General features: G+C 65.4%; 14 protein-coding genes and 1 pseudogene. 5 read left to right on the top strand and 10 right to left on the bottom strand.

All coding sequences use genetic code 11. The features are described from left to right. Nucleotides 1–5: 5 nt before the first annotated feature. A complete protein-coding gene (rpsP, locus tag G3N98_RS09200; protein ID WP_006476550.1) occupies nt 6–260 on the bottom strand; it encodes a 30S ribosomal protein S16 in 255 nt (84 codons plus the stop codon). 153 nt (nt 261–413) lie between these two features. Between rpsP and G3N98_RS09195 the strand changes: the two genes are divergently transcribed. After that, nucleotides 414–1,553, top strand: coding sequence for a sorbosone dehydrogenase family protein (locus G3N98_RS09195; protein ID WP_206147997.1), 1,140 nt, complete (start codon nt 414–416; stop codon nt 1,551–1,553). Between the two features lie 109 nt (nt 1,554–1,662). Then, entirely contained in the window at nt 1,663–2,130 is a 468-nt protein-coding gene (locus tag G3N98_RS09190; RefSeq protein WP_089473226.1) for a TM2 domain-containing protein, read from the top strand. A 49-nt stretch (nt 2,131–2,179) separates the two neighbouring features. On the opposite strand, the gene G3N98_RS09185 is transcribed toward G3N98_RS09190, so the two are convergent. Next, nucleotides 2,180–3,361: a PA0069 family radical SAM protein gene (locus G3N98_RS09185; protein WP_089472385.1), complete on the bottom strand. Its 1,182-nt coding sequence runs from the start codon at nt 3,359–3,361 to the stop codon at nt 2,180–2,182. 90 nt (nt 3,362–3,451) lie between these two features. Next, the gene (locus G3N98_RS09180) at nt 3,452–3,940 is read right to left on the bottom strand and encodes an Lrp/AsnC ligand binding domain-containing protein (RefSeq protein ID WP_011351353.1); all 489 of its coding nucleotides are present in this window, start codon (nt 3,938–3,940) and stop codon (nt 3,452–3,454) included. A gap of 145 nt (nt 3,941–4,085) precedes the next feature. On the opposite strand from G3N98_RS09180, the gene G3N98_RS09175 reads away from it, so the two are divergent. Continuing rightward, nucleotides 4,086–5,372, top strand: a complete 1,287-nt coding sequence (locus G3N98_RS09175; protein WP_011351352.1) for a D-amino acid dehydrogenase — start codon at nt 4,086–4,088, stop codon at nt 5,370–5,372. A 109-nt stretch (nt 5,373–5,481) separates the two neighbouring features. Here the strand turns inward: G3N98_RS09175 and G3N98_RS09170 are convergent. The 6 genes and pseudogenes from G3N98_RS09170 to G3N98_RS09145 form a co-directional block, all read right to left on the bottom strand. Next, nucleotides 5,482–5,673: pseudogene (locus G3N98_RS09170) on the bottom strand (acyl-CoA dehydrogenase family protein); the annotation flags it as partial. Nucleotides 5,674–5,770: 97 nt separating this feature from the next. Further along, the gene (locus G3N98_RS09165; protein WP_206147996.1) at nt 5,771–6,706 is read right to left on the bottom strand and encodes an electron transfer flavoprotein subunit alpha/FixB family protein; all 936 of its coding nucleotides are present in this window, start codon (nt 6,704–6,706) and stop codon (nt 5,771–5,773) included. A gap of 16 nt (nt 6,707–6,722) precedes the next feature. After that, entirely contained in the window at nt 6,723–7,472 is a 750-nt protein-coding gene (locus G3N98_RS09160; protein WP_089472383.1) for an electron transfer flavoprotein subunit beta/FixA family protein, read from the bottom strand. Nucleotides 7,473–7,700: 228 nt separating this feature from the next. Then, nucleotides 7,701–8,495 carry a MetQ/NlpA family ABC transporter substrate-binding protein gene (locus G3N98_RS09155; RefSeq protein ID WP_089472382.1) on the bottom strand — a complete coding sequence of 265 codons (795 nt, stop codon included), beginning with the start codon at nt 8,493–8,495 and terminating at the stop codon, nt 7,701–7,703. Between the two features lie 29 nt (nt 8,496–8,524). Further along, on the bottom strand, nt 8,525–9,178 hold the full coding sequence (locus G3N98_RS09150; RefSeq protein WP_011351347.1) for a methionine ABC transporter permease: 654 nt from the start codon (nt 9,176–9,178) through the stop codon (nt 8,525–8,527). After that, nucleotides 9,168–10,202, bottom strand: a complete 1,035-nt coding sequence (locus G3N98_RS09145) for a methionine ABC transporter ATP-binding protein (RefSeq protein WP_089430771.1) — start codon at nt 10,200–10,202, stop codon at nt 9,168–9,170. Before G3N98_RS09145 ends, G3N98_RS09150 begins: the two co-directional genes overlap by 11 nt. 219 nt (nt 10,203–10,421) lie before the next feature. Between G3N98_RS09145 and G3N98_RS09140 the strand changes: the two genes are divergently transcribed. Continuing rightward, nucleotides 10,422–11,342, top strand: coding sequence for an alpha/beta hydrolase (locus G3N98_RS09140; RefSeq protein WP_089472381.1), 921 nt, complete (start codon nt 10,422–10,424; stop codon nt 11,340–11,342). Nucleotides 11,343–11,372: 30 nt separating this feature from the next. Here G3N98_RS09140 and G3N98_RS09135 read toward each other — a convergent pair whose 3' ends face one another. Continuing rightward, nucleotides 11,373–12,296: a histone deacetylase family protein gene (locus G3N98_RS09135; protein WP_089472380.1), complete on the bottom strand. Its 924-nt coding sequence runs from the start codon at nt 12,294–12,296 to the stop codon at nt 11,373–11,375. 43 nt (nt 12,297–12,339) lie between these two features. On the opposite strand from G3N98_RS09135, the gene mltB reads away from it, so the two are divergent. Then, nucleotides 12,340–13,683 carry a lytic murein transglycosylase B gene (gene mltB, locus G3N98_RS09130; RefSeq protein ID WP_089472379.1) on the top strand — a complete coding sequence of 448 codons (1,344 nt, stop codon included), beginning with the start codon at nt 12,340–12,342 and terminating at the stop codon, nt 13,681–13,683. Nucleotides 13,684–13,865: the final 182 nt, after the last annotated feature.

The following is a 13,865-nucleotide window of genomic DNA, read 5'->3' as shown; positions in this document are numbered from 1 at the left end:
CCATGTTAGGCAGCCGGTTGCGCCTTTTGCGCTTCCTTCACGAGACGCTGGACGGTCGGCGACAGTTGCGCGCCAACACCTTGCCAGTACGTCAGGCGATCCTGAGCGATACGCAGCGATTCGCCCTTCGTAGCGACCGGGTTGTAAAAACCGACGCGCTCGATGAAGCGGCCGTCACGACGGTTGCGCGAATCGGTAGCAACGATGTTGTAGAACGGGCGCTTCTTCGAGCCGCCACGAGCCAGACGGATGATAACCATATGATGTCCTTCGGGAAAACCGGGTTCGAAACTACTGAAACACACGATTATAGCCGGAAACCAGAGGTACAACAAACACTTACGCGGAAAAAATCCGGAGGCGGCCTGTCCGCCGGGCATACAATCGTCGTGTCCGGGACGTTCCACACCGTCATGCCGCCCCTTCGCGCCGCCTCGATGCGCCGCGCGCAGCACCGTTTCGCGGTGCTGCTCGCCGGCCTTGCCTGCCTCGCGTCCGCACTGGCGTTTGCCGCGCCGTTGCCGGTGGGCGAACTCGTCGTGCCGCCCGGCTTCCACGTCGAAGTGCTGGCCGACGCGGTACCGACCGCGCGCGAAATGGCGTGGTCGCCGCGCGGCATCCTGTATGTCGGCACCCGGGAAGGCCGCGTTCACGCGTTCGTCATGCACGAGGGCCGGATCAGCGCGCGCTATGTTGTGGCGTCCGGGCTCGACATGCCGGTCGGCGTCGCCTACCGTGGCGGCGCACTCTATATATCCGCCGTCTCACGCATCCTGCGTCTCGATCACATCGACGACCGGCTGGCCACGCCGCCCGCCCCTGCGGTCGTCACCGACGCGCTGCCGACCGAACACCATCACGGCTGGAAATTCATCGCGTTCGGCCCCGACGGCAAGCTGTATGTACCGACCGGCGCACCGTGCAACGTCTGTCTCGCCGATCGCAGCCGCTACGCGATCATCGCACGCATGAAGGCGGACGGCAGCGGGAATGAGGTTGTTGCCCGCGGCGTACGCAATACGGTCGGCTTTGCGTGGCACCCCGATTCGGGCGAGCTTTGGTTTACCGACAACGGGCGCGACATGATGGGCGACGACGTGCCCGACGACAAGCTGAACCGCGCACCGCGTGCCGGCCTCGACTTCGGTTTCCCATACTGCCATGGCGGCGACACGCCCGACCCCGAATTCGGCAGCGCCGACGTATGCCGCCGCTATGTGCCGCCCGTATTGAAACTCGGGGCTCACGTCGCAGCACTCGGCATGCGCTTCTATACAGGGTCGATGTTTCCGGCCTCGTATCGCAATAATGTCTTCATCGCCGAACACGGCTCGTGGAATCGCAGCACGAAGGTCGGCTACCGCGTGATGCGCGTCGTCGTTTCGGCGGATGGCAGCCAGGCGCGCCAGACCCCGTTTGTCACCGGCTGGCTTCGACCCGACGGCACGGTATGGGGACGCCCCGCCGACGTACTGCCGCTGCCGGACGGCTCGCTGCTCGTCAGCGACGACTATGCGGGCGCGATCTACCGCGTGACCTATGCGGCACCTTGACGCAGGACAGGGGTGACCGGGCCCGACCGGGCGTCGTAGAATGCGTGCCGGGCCGCGCGCCCGCGCCGGCCCGCCGGCCGCCCATGCCAACGACAATACGCCGCCATCCATGTCCAGCAGCACCGCACCGTCCCGCCGCTTTCGCTCCAAGACGCTCACCGCCGCCCTCGCGTTCCTGTTCGGATCGCTCGGCGCGCACCGCTTCTACCTGTATGGCTTTCGCGACGTGTTCGGCTGGGCGCACCTGCTCGCGACGATCGTCGGTATCCCGGGCTTCCTCCTGCTCGCCGCAACCCAGCGCAGCGCGGGCCTCGGCTGGTGGCTTGCCGTTCCCGGCGCGATCTCGCTGCTGGCGGCGTTCCTCGCCGCACTCGTCTACGGGCTGCGCCCCGACGAAAAATGGGACGTGCAATTCAACGCGGAGACGGGCAAGCACAGCAAGTCGGGCTGGACCGTGATCTTCGTGGTGATCTTCTCGCTGCTGATCGGTGCGTTCCTGCTGATGACCGCACTCGCGCTGTCGTTCCAGACGTACTTCGAGTCGCAGGTCGAAGCGGCGAAGCAGATTTCGCAGTAAGCGTAACGGCCGCTACGCACCGGCGCCCTGCTCCGGTTTGGCACGCCGTTCAGAACAGGTTCAATTGCGAGTCGTCACGCGACTGCGTCGACCGTGTCGCGGCTGAACGAACAGCAACGCGCGGCGCCGCGGTGGCCGGCGCACCGCGAAACTGCGACAGATCGAGAATCCCGTTCGTGCGCTCGTTCAACCCGAGCCGCTTGACGGCCTGGCGGAAACGCTGTCGCAGCAGGTCGGCCCAGATCCCCTCGCCCTTCATCCGTTTCGAGAAATCCGAGTCGTAGTCCTTCCCGCCGCGCATGTCGCGCACGCGGTTCATCACGCGCTCCGCGCGATCGGGAAAATGCGCGGCAAGCCAGTTCTTGAACAGCGGCGCGACTTCCCACGGCAGCCTCAGGATGATGTAGCTCGCATGCGTCGCGCCGGCTTCCGCACACGCCTCGAGCACGCGCTCCATGTCGGGCTCGGTGACGAACGGAATCATCGGGGCAATGCTCACGCCGACCGGCACACCCGCCTCGCTCAGCGCACGAATCGTACGCAACCGGCGCGCCGGCGTTGCCGCGCGCGGCTCGAGCGTGCGCGCGAGATCGGCATCGAGTGTCGTGATCGTGACCGCCGCCATCACCTGCCCGCGTTCGGCCATCGGCGCGAGCAGGTCGAGATCACGCTCGATCAGCGACGACTTCGTGATCGCGGCGAAAGGCAACCCGCGATCGTGCATCACCTGGATCACGCTGCGCGTGATGCGCAGGTCGCGCTCGACCGGCTGGTAGGCGTCGGTGTTGACGCCGAGCGCGATCGGCTCCGGCACGTAGCGCTTGCGTGAAATCTCGCGCTCGAGCAGTTCGGCCGCATTGACCTTCGCATAGATGCGGCTTTCGAAATCGAGCCCCGGCGACAGGCCTAGATAACTGTGCGTCGGCCGCGCGAAGCAGTAGATGCAACCGTGCTCGCAGCCGCGATACGGATTGAGCGATACGCTGAATGGAATGTCGGGCGACTGGTTGTGCGTCAGGATACTCTTCGCACGCTCCTCGAAGACCTGCGTGCGCAGCGGCGCAGGGAAATCGGTATCGTCCGACTCGTGTGCCCAGCCGTCGTCGACCGCTTCGCGCTGCGCGATCTCGTATCGCCCCTGCAGGTTATCGACCGCACCGCGCCCCTTGCGGGGCACGGGCGGCGCTATCGGAAATTCGTTGTCGGATCGATCGTCCATGTGCCCACCCATTCGCCTGCACCCAATACTGTATATTTATACAGTATTGGGTGCAGCATGCCAAGGGCGGGATAAAGGGCCCGACGGCCCGCCGCAGGCGCGTCAGTCACCCACCGCGATCGTCAGTGTCTCCTTGATTTCTTCCATCACGACATAGCTCTTCGACTGCACGGCGCCGGGCAACTGCAGCAGGATGTCGCCGAGCAGCTTCCGGTAGTCGGCCATTTCGCCGATCCGCGCCTTGATCAGGTAGTCGAAATCACCGGACACGAGATGGCACTCGAGCACCTCGTCGATCTTCATCACTTCCCGGCGGAACTGCTCGAACATGTTGCCGCCCTTGTGGCCGAGCGTGATCTCGACGAACACCAGCAGCGCGGCATCCAGCTGGTGCGGGTCGACCCGCGCGTGATAGCCGGTGATCACGCCGTCCCGCTCCATGCGCCGCACACGCTCGATACACGGCGTCACGGTCAGTCCAACCTGTTCCGCAAGGTCTTTCATCGCCATCCGGCCGTCGTCCTGGAGCAGTTTCAGGATGCGTCGGTCGAGCTTGTCGAGCGAGCGTACGGGCTGACGTTGCGTTCTCATTTGTTTATGCTGAAAACCTGAAAAATACGATAACAAAACCTACACATTCGACAATACCATAGCGCAAAAAACTAGATCAGCTAGAGGTTACACGGAGACGCTGGTGCGCCCGGCCTCGAGCTGGTCCCTTCCATCTGGAGCAGCTATGCGAGTCGTCATTCTGGGCAGCGGTGTGGTGGGCGTGGCAAGCGCGTATTACCTCGCGCGCGCCGGCCATGAAGTCACGGTGATCGACCGGGAAGCCGGCCCGGCGCTCGAGACGAGCTTCGCGAACGCAGGCCAGATCTCCCCCGGCTATGCCGCGCCGTGGGCCGCACCCGGCGTGCCGCTGAAGGCCGTCAAGTGGATGTTCGAAAAGCACGCACCGCTCGCGATCCGCCTCGACGGCACGCGCTTCCAGCTCCAGTGGATGTATCAGATGCTGCGCAACTGCACGGCCGAGCGCTACGCGGTCAACAAGGGCCGCATGGTTCGCCTCGCCGAATACAGCCGCGACTGCCTGCAGGCACTGCGCGCCGATACCGGCATCCAGTACGAAGGCCGCACGGGCGGCACGCTGCAACTGTTCCGCACGCAGCAGCAACTCGACGGCGCGGCGAAGGACATCGCCGTGCTTCAGGAAGCGAACGTGCCGTTCGAACTGTTGTCGCCGGCCGACCTGAAGAAAGCCGAGCCGGCGCTTGCCGCCGTCTCGCACAAGCTGACGGGCGGCCTGCGCCTGCCGGGTGACGAAACGGGCGACTGCCAATTGTTCACGACGCGCCTTGCCGCGCTCGCCGAATCGCTTGGCGTGAAGTTCCGCTACAACACGCCGATCGATGCGCTCGCGATCGCGGGCGGCAAGATCGCCGGCGTGCAGTGCGGCAGCGAAACGGTACGCGCGGACGCGTACGTCGTCGCGCTCGGCTCGTACTCGACGAGCTTCATCTCGAACCTGATGAAGATCCCCGTCTATCCGCTGAAGGGCTATTCGATCACCGCGCCGATCGTCAACGAAGCGGCCGCGCCCGTGTCGACCGTGCTCGACGAGACCTACAAGATCGCGATCACGCGTTTCGACCAGCGCATCCGCGTCGGCGGCATGGCGGAAATCGTCGGCTTCGACAAGAAGTTGCGTGCCGCCCGCCGCGAAACGCTCGAAATGTGCGTGAACGACCTGTTCCCGGGCGGCGGCGACACGTCGAAGGCAACGTTCTGGACGGGCCTGCGCCCGATGACGCCGGACGGCACGCCGATCGTCGGCCGTACGCCGGTGTCGAACCTGTTCCTGAACACCGGCCACGGCACGCTCGGCTGGACGATGTCGTGCGGCTCGGGCCAGCTGCTCGCGGACCTGATCTCGGGCAAGATGCCCGCGATCCAGGCCGACGACCTGTCGGTGCATCGTTACCTGAAGGACGTGGCCGGCCAGACGCGCCCGGCGTACGCGTAAGCCGCGGCTGCCTGCAGCCATGCGTGCCGGCAGGCATCAAAAGGAAAGGCGCCCGCGGGGCGCCTTTCTCGTTTCACCGGATGCGTGACGGAATCAGAACTGAGCTTCCGCTCGGGTTGCGGTCGCCTTCGGCGTTCAGCGGGGCCAGCACCTCGCCGCAGAACTTCGCGGACTCGTCTAGCACGGTCTGCGCCGTGTCGTAACCGGCATCCTCGCAGCCCGGCAACTGCGCAACGGCGTCGATGCCGGCCAGTTCCTTCAGCACGAACAGCACGTCCTTGACGGGGGCGTGATAGCTCATGGTGTGCCCCCTCTTCTCTCTTCTGTCGATGGCGAAAAAAAGGGGCGCTCGTCGCGCCCCTCTTCTCGTGTGCTTACCGCCGAAGCGTCACACTGCTTTAGCCGAGCTCGGCTACGAGTTCCGGCACGAGCGCGAACAGATCACCGACGAGGCCGTAGTCGGCCACGCTGAAGATCGGCGCTTCCGGATCCTTGTTGATCGCGACGATCACCTTCGAATCCTTCATGCCGGCCAGATGCTGGATCGCACCCGAGATGCCGACCGCGATGTACAGCTGCGGCGCGACGATCTTGCCGGTCTGGCCGACCTGATAGTCGTTCGGCACGTAGCCCGCGTCGACGGCCGCGCGCGAGGCGCCCAGTGCCGCGCTCAGCTTGTCCGCCAGCGGCTCCAGCACCTTCGTGTAGTTCTCGCCGCTGCCCAGACCGCGGCCGCCCGACACGATGATGCTTGCGCTCGTCAGTTCCGGACGGTCCAGCTTCGTCACTTCACGGCTCACGAACTGCGACTTGCCTGCATCGGCTGCCGCTTCGATCTTCTCGACCGACGCGCTGCCGCCTTCCGCTGCCACCGGATCGAAACCCGTTGCACGCACCGTGATGACCTTGATCGGATCGCTCGACTGCACCGTCGCGATCGCGTTGCCCGCGTAGATCGGGCGCTCGAACGTGTCGGCCGAATCGACTGCCGTGATGTCCGAGATCTGCGCGACGTCCAGCTTCGCGGCGATACGCGGCGCGATGTTCTTGCCGTAGGCGGTAGCCGGCGCGAGGATGTGCGAGTAGTCCTTCGCGATGTTCAGCGCGGTCGCTTCGACGTTTTCCGCGAGGCCCGCTTCGAGTTGCGGCGCGTCGGCCAGCAACACCTTGCCAACACCTGCGATCTTCGCTGCCGCGTCGGCTGCGCCTTGCGCGTTGTGGCCCGCGACCAGCACGTGAATGTCGCCGCCGACCTTCGCCGCCGCCGCCACCGTGTTCAACGTCGCGGCCTTGATCGACGCGTTGTCGTGTTCTGCAATCACCAGAATCGTCATTTCTTTCCGCTCCCTCTTACAGCACCTTGGCTTCGGTCTTCAGCTTCTCGACCAGCGTCTTCACGTCCGGCACCTTCACGCCGGCTGCGCGCTTCGGCGGCTCGACCACCTTCAGCGTCTTCAGACGCGGCGCGACGTCGACACCCAGGTCTTCCGGCTTCACGGTTTCCAGCGGCTTCTTCTTCGCCTTCATGATGTTCGGCAGCGTCACGTAACGCGGCTCGTTCAGGCGCAGGTCGGTCGTGATGACGGCCGGCAGCGACAGCGACAGCGTTTCCGCGCCACCATCGACTTCGCGTGCGACCGTTGCTTTACCGTCGGCCACCGTGACCTTCGATGCGAACGTCGCTTGCGGCAGGCCTGCCAGCGCGGCCAGCATCTGGCCCGTCTGGTTCGAATCGTCGTCGATTGCCTGCTTGCCGAGGATCACCAGTTGCGGCTGCTCCTTGTCGACCAGCGCCTTCAGGATCTTCGCGACGCCCAGCGGCTCGACGCTATCGTTCGACTCGACGAGGATCGCGCGATCCGCGCCGATCGCCAGCGCCGTACGCAGCGTTTCCTGCGCTTGCGTGACGCCCACCGATACGGCGATCACTTCGGTCGCCACGCCCGCTTCCTTCAGGCGCACGGCTTCTTCAACCGCGATTTCGTCGAACGGGTTCATCGACATCTTCACGTTCGCGATGTCGACACCCGTGTTGTCCGACTTCACGCGGACCTTCACGTTGTAATCGACCACTCTTTTCACTGGCACCAGGATTTTCATGCACACGCTCCAAAGTTACGAATACGACCAGAGGCCATTCTATAGCGAGGCCTCATGACTGCGCGGCCAAGCGGACCCAACCTTCGTGGTTGTCGAGGATACCGCTTCTTGGCGACGCGCCAATGATAGCGAACGGTCGTTCTATTTTAAAAGAGAAAAAACCCGGACGCAAAGCCCGGGTTTTCGATCATCGACTCTAATCTCGCCGGGCGTCCCGTGCTTCGCCTGTTACCAGGCGGCAATGACCGCGCCGCCGAACTTGCCTTCGATGAACTGCTTCACCTCGGCCGAATGATAGGCCGCGACCAGTTTCGCGACCCACGGCTTGTTCCGGTCCGCCTCGCGGATCGCGAGGATGTTCGCGTACGGACCGTTCGGGCCCTCGATCGCGATCGCGTCCTGTTTCGGTTTCAACCCCGCTTCCATCGCGTAGTTGGTGTTGATCGCAGCCGCGTCGACGTCGCCGAGCGAGCGCGGAATCTGCGCCGCATCGAGTTCGACGATCTTCAGCTTGCGCGGATTGTCGACGATATCGAGCGCCGTCGCCTTCAGCCCCGCGTCCGCGCGCAGCTTCAGCAGGCCCTGCTTCTGCAGCAACAGCAGCGCACGGCCGCCATTGGTCGGATCGTTCGGGACCGCGATCCGCGCGCCCGGTTTCAGTTCGGCCAGCGACTTCACGCGCTTCGAATAGATACCCATCGGGAACGTGACGGTATCCGCGACCTTGACCAGCTTGTAGCCGCGGTCCTTCACCTGCGCCTGCAGATACGGATCGTGCTGGTAGCTGTTCGCATCGAGGTCGCCCGACGCAAGCGCGGCGTTCGGCTGCACGTAATCGGAGAATTCGACGATGCGGATGTCGAGGCCGCTCTTCGCCGCGACCTTCTTCACCGCTTCCATGATCTGCGCGTGCGGCCCGCCCGTCACGCCCACCTTGATGGTTTCGGCCTGCGCGTGCGCGCCCGCGAACAGCGCGGCCGCGCCCAGTGCCGCCGCGAATTTCAGCATGAAGCGTCGTTGCATCGAGTGTCCCCTAACGGATCAATCTTGTTTTACTTGTGGCTCAGCCGGCGGACGAGCCAGTCGCCGAACGACTGCACGATCTGCACGAACACGATCAGGATCGCGACCACCGTCCACATCACTTCGGGCAGATAGCGCTGGTAACCGTAGCGGATCCCGAGATCGCCGAGGCCGCCGCCGCCGATCGCGCCCGCCATCGCCGAATAGCCGACCAGCGACACGAACGTGATCGTCAGGCCCGCGACGACGCCCGGCAGCGACTCGGGCAGCAGCACCTTGAAGACGATCTGCGACGTGGTCGCGCCCATCGATTGCGCAGCCTCGATCAGCCCGCGGTCGACTTCGCGCAACGCCGTCTCGACCAGACGCGCGATGAATGGCGCGGCCGCGAGCGTCAGCGGCACGACCGCCGCGGCCGTGCCGATCGACGACCCCGTGACGAGCCGCGTAAACGGAATCACCGCGACCAGCAGGATGATGAACGGCGTCGAGCGGACGGCATTCACGATGCCGCCGAGCACGCGATTCACCGCGAGGTTCTGCAGCACGCCCTGGCGATCAGTCAGGTAGAGCAGCACGCCGAGCGGCAGGCCGACGAGCGCGCCGACCACTCCGGAGATGCCGACCATGATCAGCGTCTCCCAGAACGACTGCACGAACATATCGAACATCTCACTCAACATACGAAAGCTCCTCTACCACCACACCTTGCTCGCGCAGGAACGCGAGCGCCTGCCCGACCTTGCCCGGCTCGCCGCCCGCGAGCACCGCGAGCGAACCGAAGGCCTGCCCCTGGATCTCGTCGATCTGGCCGTGCAGGATGTTGAAATCGAGTTCGTACCGGCGGATCGTTTCGGACAGGATCGGCTGGTCGACACCCGAGCCCGTGAACGCGAGCCGCAGCAAATGCCCGCTGCCCGTCTTCAGCCGCTCGGCCACGCGCACCTTCAGCGCGGGCGGCAATTCCTGCGCGATCACGTCGCCGATCAGCGCGCGCGTCACTTCGTGATGCGGCTGCAGGAACACGTCGATCACGCGGCCTTCCTCGACCACGCGCCCCGCATCGAGCACGGCGACGCGATCGCACACCTGCTTGATCACTTCCATCTGGTGCGTAATCAGCACGATCGTCAGGCCAAGCTCACGATTGATGCGCTTCAGCAGGTCGAGAATCGAACGCGTGGTCTCGGGATCGAGCGCGGACGTCGCTTCGTCCGACAGCAGTACCTTCGGCCGGCTCGCGAGCGCGCGGGCGATGCCGACGCGCTGCTTCTGCCCGCCGCTGATCTGCGACGGATAGCGATCCTTCTGCGCGGACAACCCGACGAGGTCGAGCAGCGGCAGCACGGCGGCCTCGATCTCGGCACGGCTTGCACCGGCCAGTTCGAGCGGCAGCGCGACGTTGTCGAACACCGTGCGCGACGACAGCAGGTTGAAGTGCTGGAAGATCATGCCGATCTCGCGGCGCGCCTCGCGCAGCGCGCCGGCCGGCAGCAGCGTGAGATCGCGCCCGCCGACGACGACATTGCCTTCGGTCGGCCGCGTGAGCAGGTTGATGGTGCGCACGAGCGTGCTCTTGCCGGCGCCGCTTCGGCCGATGATGCCGAACACCTCACCCTGCGGAATCGTCAGGTTGATGTTGCGCAGCGCCTCGACCCAGCCGCCCGGCCCGGGAAATCGCTGCGAAAGATTGCGTAATTCGATCATGTAAACAAAACGGCGGCCCGGCTGGCGAGTTGGCCCGCCAGTCGGCCGCCGATGCATCTGGAATAACCGTCGATTTTACCGCAAACCCCTCATTCCCCTTAATAATCGATTTCGATCTTTTCATAACCGCACGAAATTAGAGGAGCACCGCTGGCGCGCCGCGACGGTGCCGCGACTATGATCCGGAACACACATGCCAACCGACAGGGGACACGCCAGATGACCGCTACCACTACGCCGGCCGCCGCACCTGCCACCGCCGGACCGGCGCCTTCGTCGTCGCCCGCGCCGATCATGGGCCGGCTGCGTACCGCGGACGGGCTCGAACTGGCGTCGTACCGGTGGGCCACCGGCAACGGCTCCACGCCGCCGCGCGCGACCATCGCGCTCGTTCACGGTCTTGCCGAACACGCGGGGCGCTATGCCGCGCTCGCCGGCCGGCTGAATGCGGCCGGCATCGACGTGCTCGCGATCGACCTGCGCGGGCACGGCCAGTCACCCGGCAAGCGCGCGTGGGTCGAGCGCTTCGACGGCTACCTGAACGATGCGGATGCACTGGTCGCCGAAGCCGCGCGCGGCAATTCGCCGCTGTTCCTGATGGGACACAGCATGGGCGGCGCGGTCGCGGCGCTGTACGCGATCGAACGCGCGCCGACGCGCGGCCACGCGTTGACGGGCCTCGTGCTGTCGAGCCCGGCGCTCGCGCCGGGGCGCGACGTGCCACGCTGGATGCTCGCGGTGAGCCGCGTCATCAGCCGCGTCTGGCCGACCTTCCCCGCCATCAGGATCGATGCGGCACTGCTGTCGCGCGATCCGGCCATCGTCGCGGCCAATCGTGCTGATCCGCTCGTGCATCACGGCGCGGTGCCCGCGCGCACGGGCGCGGAGATTCTCGACGCGATGGCGCGCATCGAAAGCGGCCGCGGCGGGCTGCGCGTTCCGGTGCTCGTCTATCACGGGACCGAGGACAAGCTGACCGAGCCCGACGGCAGCCGGGCGTTCGGCGCGCGCGTCGGCTCGCCCGATCGCACGCTGACGCTATACGAAGGCGGCTTTCACGAAACGATGAACGATCTCGAACGCGATCGCGTGATCGACGCGCTGATCGCGTGGATTCACGCACGCGTGCCGGCGCGCTGAGCGCGCCCGGCCCGGCCGCTCAATCGGTAATCAGATCCCGGCCAGCACGCGCAGGTGTGCGACGACGCTGCGCCCGAGCGCGGACAGGTTGTAGCCGCCTTCGAGGCAGCTCACGATGCGGCCCTGCGCATGCCGGCGCGCCACGTCGACGATCTGCGCGGTCAGCCATTCGAAGTCGGCTTCGACGAGGCCGAGGTTGCCGATATCGTCCTCGCGATGCGCATCGAAACCCGCCGACACGAACAGCATCTGCGGCTTGAACGCATCGAGGCGCGGCAGCCAGAACATGTCGACGGCCTCGCGGATCGCCATCCCGTTGCTGCGCGCGGGCATCGGCAGGTTGACCATGTTCGGCGCCTGGTGATCGGCGCCCGAGAACGGGTACAACGGATGCTGGAAGAAGCTGCACATCAGCACGCGCTCGTCATTCGCGAATGCGGCCTCGGTGCCGTTGCCGTGATGCACGTCGAAATCGATGATCGCCACGCGCTCCAGACCGTGTACGTCGAGCGCGTGCCGCGCGGCGATCGCGACGTTGTTGAAGAAGCAGAAACCCATCGCACGCGCGGGCTCCGCATGGTGGCCAGGCGGGCGCACGCCGCAGAACGCATTCGCATAGCGGCCCCCGATCACCGCGTCGGTCGCCGCGATCGCGGCACCGGCCGCGCGCAGCGCCGCACGCCACGTATCGCGGTTCATCAGCGTATCGGGATCGATCTCGACGTAGCCGTCAACCGGCGTCATGCTCCGGATGTAGTCGATGTGCGCCTGCGTATGCACCCGGCCCAGCGCCACCTCGCTCGCGAACGGCGCGGTTTCGTGCACGATCAGGTCGTCGATGCGGCTCGCGATCAGTTGGTCCTGGATCGCCGACAGGCGGGCCGGGCATTCCGGATGCCATTCCCCCATCTCGTGCAGCATGCAGTCGGGGTGCGTATAGAAAGCGGTTGCCATAAGCTGTCATTCGCGGCGCACGGTGCGCCGCAGGTCTCCATCAATGATGTCCATCGTCTGCCGCGAATTCGCCGCTAACTTACCACAACGGGGGCCCGCGACGCCCCGGCGCGCCGGATCCGTCGGGTATACTGCGCCGAACCCAATCGCCTTGTCCGCCCGCTTCGACATGAATTCCAGCAAGCCTGCCGCCCTTCTCTCCGCGCTGTTCCGTGCTCGCGTGCCGCTCGTTGCGGCCGCTGTGGTCGCGGCCCTCGGCACCGCGCCTGCCGGCGCGCAGACGCAACCCGCGAAGTCCACGGGCAAGCTCGTCGCACAGGCCCAACCGCAGCAGCCGACGCCGCAAGGCCAGACCTTCGAAGAGGAAATTGTTCCGCAGCGTTACGCGAACAACGCGAAGGTCGATGCGTTCATCGACGAGATGGTCAGCCGCAACGGCTTCGACTCCGCGAGCCTGCATGCGCTGTTCTCGCGCATCAGCTATTCGGCGACGGCCGTCAAGCTCGTGAAGCCGGCCCCGTCGCCGACGGTCAAGAACTGGCGCGTCTATCGCTCGCGCTTCATCGAGCCGATCCGCATCAACGCGGGCGTGAAATTCTGGAAGGCGAACCAGGCAACGCTGCAGCGCGCGTCCGAGCAATTCGGCGTGCCGCCCGAGGTGATCGTCGGCATCATCGGCGTCGAGACGATCTACGGCCGCTACATGGGCAATTTCCGCGTGCTCGACGCGCTGACGACGCTCACGTTCGACTATCCGGACACGCCGAATCGCGACAGCCGTCAGGCGACGTTCCGCAAGAACCTCGAGGACTTCCTGGTCTGGACGCGCGACAACCAGCTGGACCCGACCACCGTGCTCGGCTCGTATACGGGCGCGATCGGGATTCCGCAGTTCCTGCCGAGCAGCATCCGCGAATATGCGGTCGACTTCGACGGCACGGGCCATGTCGACCTGCGCAGCAGTCCTGTCGATGCGATCGGCAGCGTCGCGAATTACCTGAAGCAGCACGGCTGGGAAACCGACCGCCCGGTGGTCTGGCAGATCACGCCCGATACGGGCAGCCTGGGGATCGCCCAGGCCGCCGCCGACGGCCAGCCCGAACCGCACTGGGCGCTGTCGCAACTGCTGCGCGCGGGCATGACGCTGAACGAGCCGACGGTCAACATCACGACCGAAGGCGGTACCCCTGTGACGGTGGTCGACCTGCCGTCGCCGGGGCGGGCGACCGAGTACATGCTCGGCCTCAAGAATTTCTATGTGCTGACGCGCTATAACCGCAGCTTCTTCTACGCGCTCACCGTGTACCAGCTTGGCGAGGCGGTGAAGGCGCAGATGGAAGCGAGCGGCGCACTTCAGCCGGCCGCCGCCGACACCGAGTCGCAATAAGCACCAACCGCTCAAAGAAAAAGCGCCGCACTAGCGGCGCTTTTTTTATCGCACGTGACCCGTCCTGAAATAGGTTGACACTTTTTCGCTGAAACGAAGAGGTGCCAAGTGGAGCAAGAGATCAAGCGGACGCAGCGGGACTACAGCCTGGCTTTTAAGCTATCGGTGGTCGAGCAGGTCGA

The sequence above is a fragment of the Burkholderia sp. Tr-20390 genome, assembly GCF_017104595.1.
Classification (GTDB): Bacteria; Pseudomonadota; Gammaproteobacteria; order Burkholderiales; family Burkholderiaceae; genus Burkholderia.
Note: the sequence above shows the minus strand (reverse complement) of the source record. Positions and strands in the feature narration are given on the sequence as shown.

Coding starts and splice junctions, on each gene's coding strand:
- rpsP (WP_006476550.1), bottom strand. CDS start 260: ATGGTTATCATCCGTCTGGCTCGTGGCGGCTCGAAGAAGCGCCCGTTC.
- G3N98_RS09195 (WP_206147997.1), top strand. CDS start 414: ATGCCGCCCCTTCGCGCCGCCTCGATGCGCCGCGCGCAGCACCGTTTC.
- G3N98_RS09190 (WP_089473226.1), top strand. CDS start 1,663: ATGTCCAGCAGCACCGCACCGTCCCGCCGCTTTCGCTCCAAGACGCTC.
- G3N98_RS09185 (WP_089472385.1), bottom strand. CDS start 3,361: ATGGGTGGGCACATGGACGATCGATCCGACAACGAATTTCCGATAGCG.
- G3N98_RS09180 (WP_011351353.1), bottom strand. CDS start 3,940: ATGAGAACGCAACGTCAGCCCGTACGCTCGCTCGACAAGCTCGACCGA.
- G3N98_RS09175 (WP_011351352.1), top strand. CDS start 4,086: ATGCGAGTCGTCATTCTGGGCAGCGGTGTGGTGGGCGTGGCAAGCGCG.
- G3N98_RS09165 (WP_206147996.1), bottom strand. CDS start 6,706: ATGACGATTCTGGTGATTGCAGAACACGACAACGCGTCGATCAAGGCC.
- G3N98_RS09160 (WP_089472383.1), bottom strand. CDS start 7,472: ATGAAAATCCTGGTGCCAGTGAAAAGAGTGGTCGATTACAACGTGAAG.
- G3N98_RS09155 (WP_089472382.1), bottom strand. CDS start 8,495: ATGCAACGACGCTTCATGCTGAAATTCGCGGCGGCACTGGGCGCGGCC.
- G3N98_RS09150 (WP_011351347.1), bottom strand. CDS start 9,178: ATGTTGAGTGAGATGTTCGATATGTTCGTGCAGTCGTTCTGGGAGACG.
- G3N98_RS09145 (WP_089430771.1), bottom strand. CDS start 10,202: ATGATCGAATTACGCAATCTTTCGCAGCGATTTCCCGGGCCGGGCGGC.
- G3N98_RS09140 (WP_089472381.1), top strand. CDS start 10,422: ATGACCGCTACCACTACGCCGGCCGCCGCACCTGCCACCGCCGGACCG.
- G3N98_RS09135 (WP_089472380.1), bottom strand. CDS start 12,296: ATGGCAACCGCTTTCTATACGCACCCCGACTGCATGCTGCACGAGATG.
- mltB (WP_089472379.1), top strand. CDS start 12,340: ATGATGTCCATCGTCTGCCGCGAATTCGCCGCTAACTTACCACAACGG.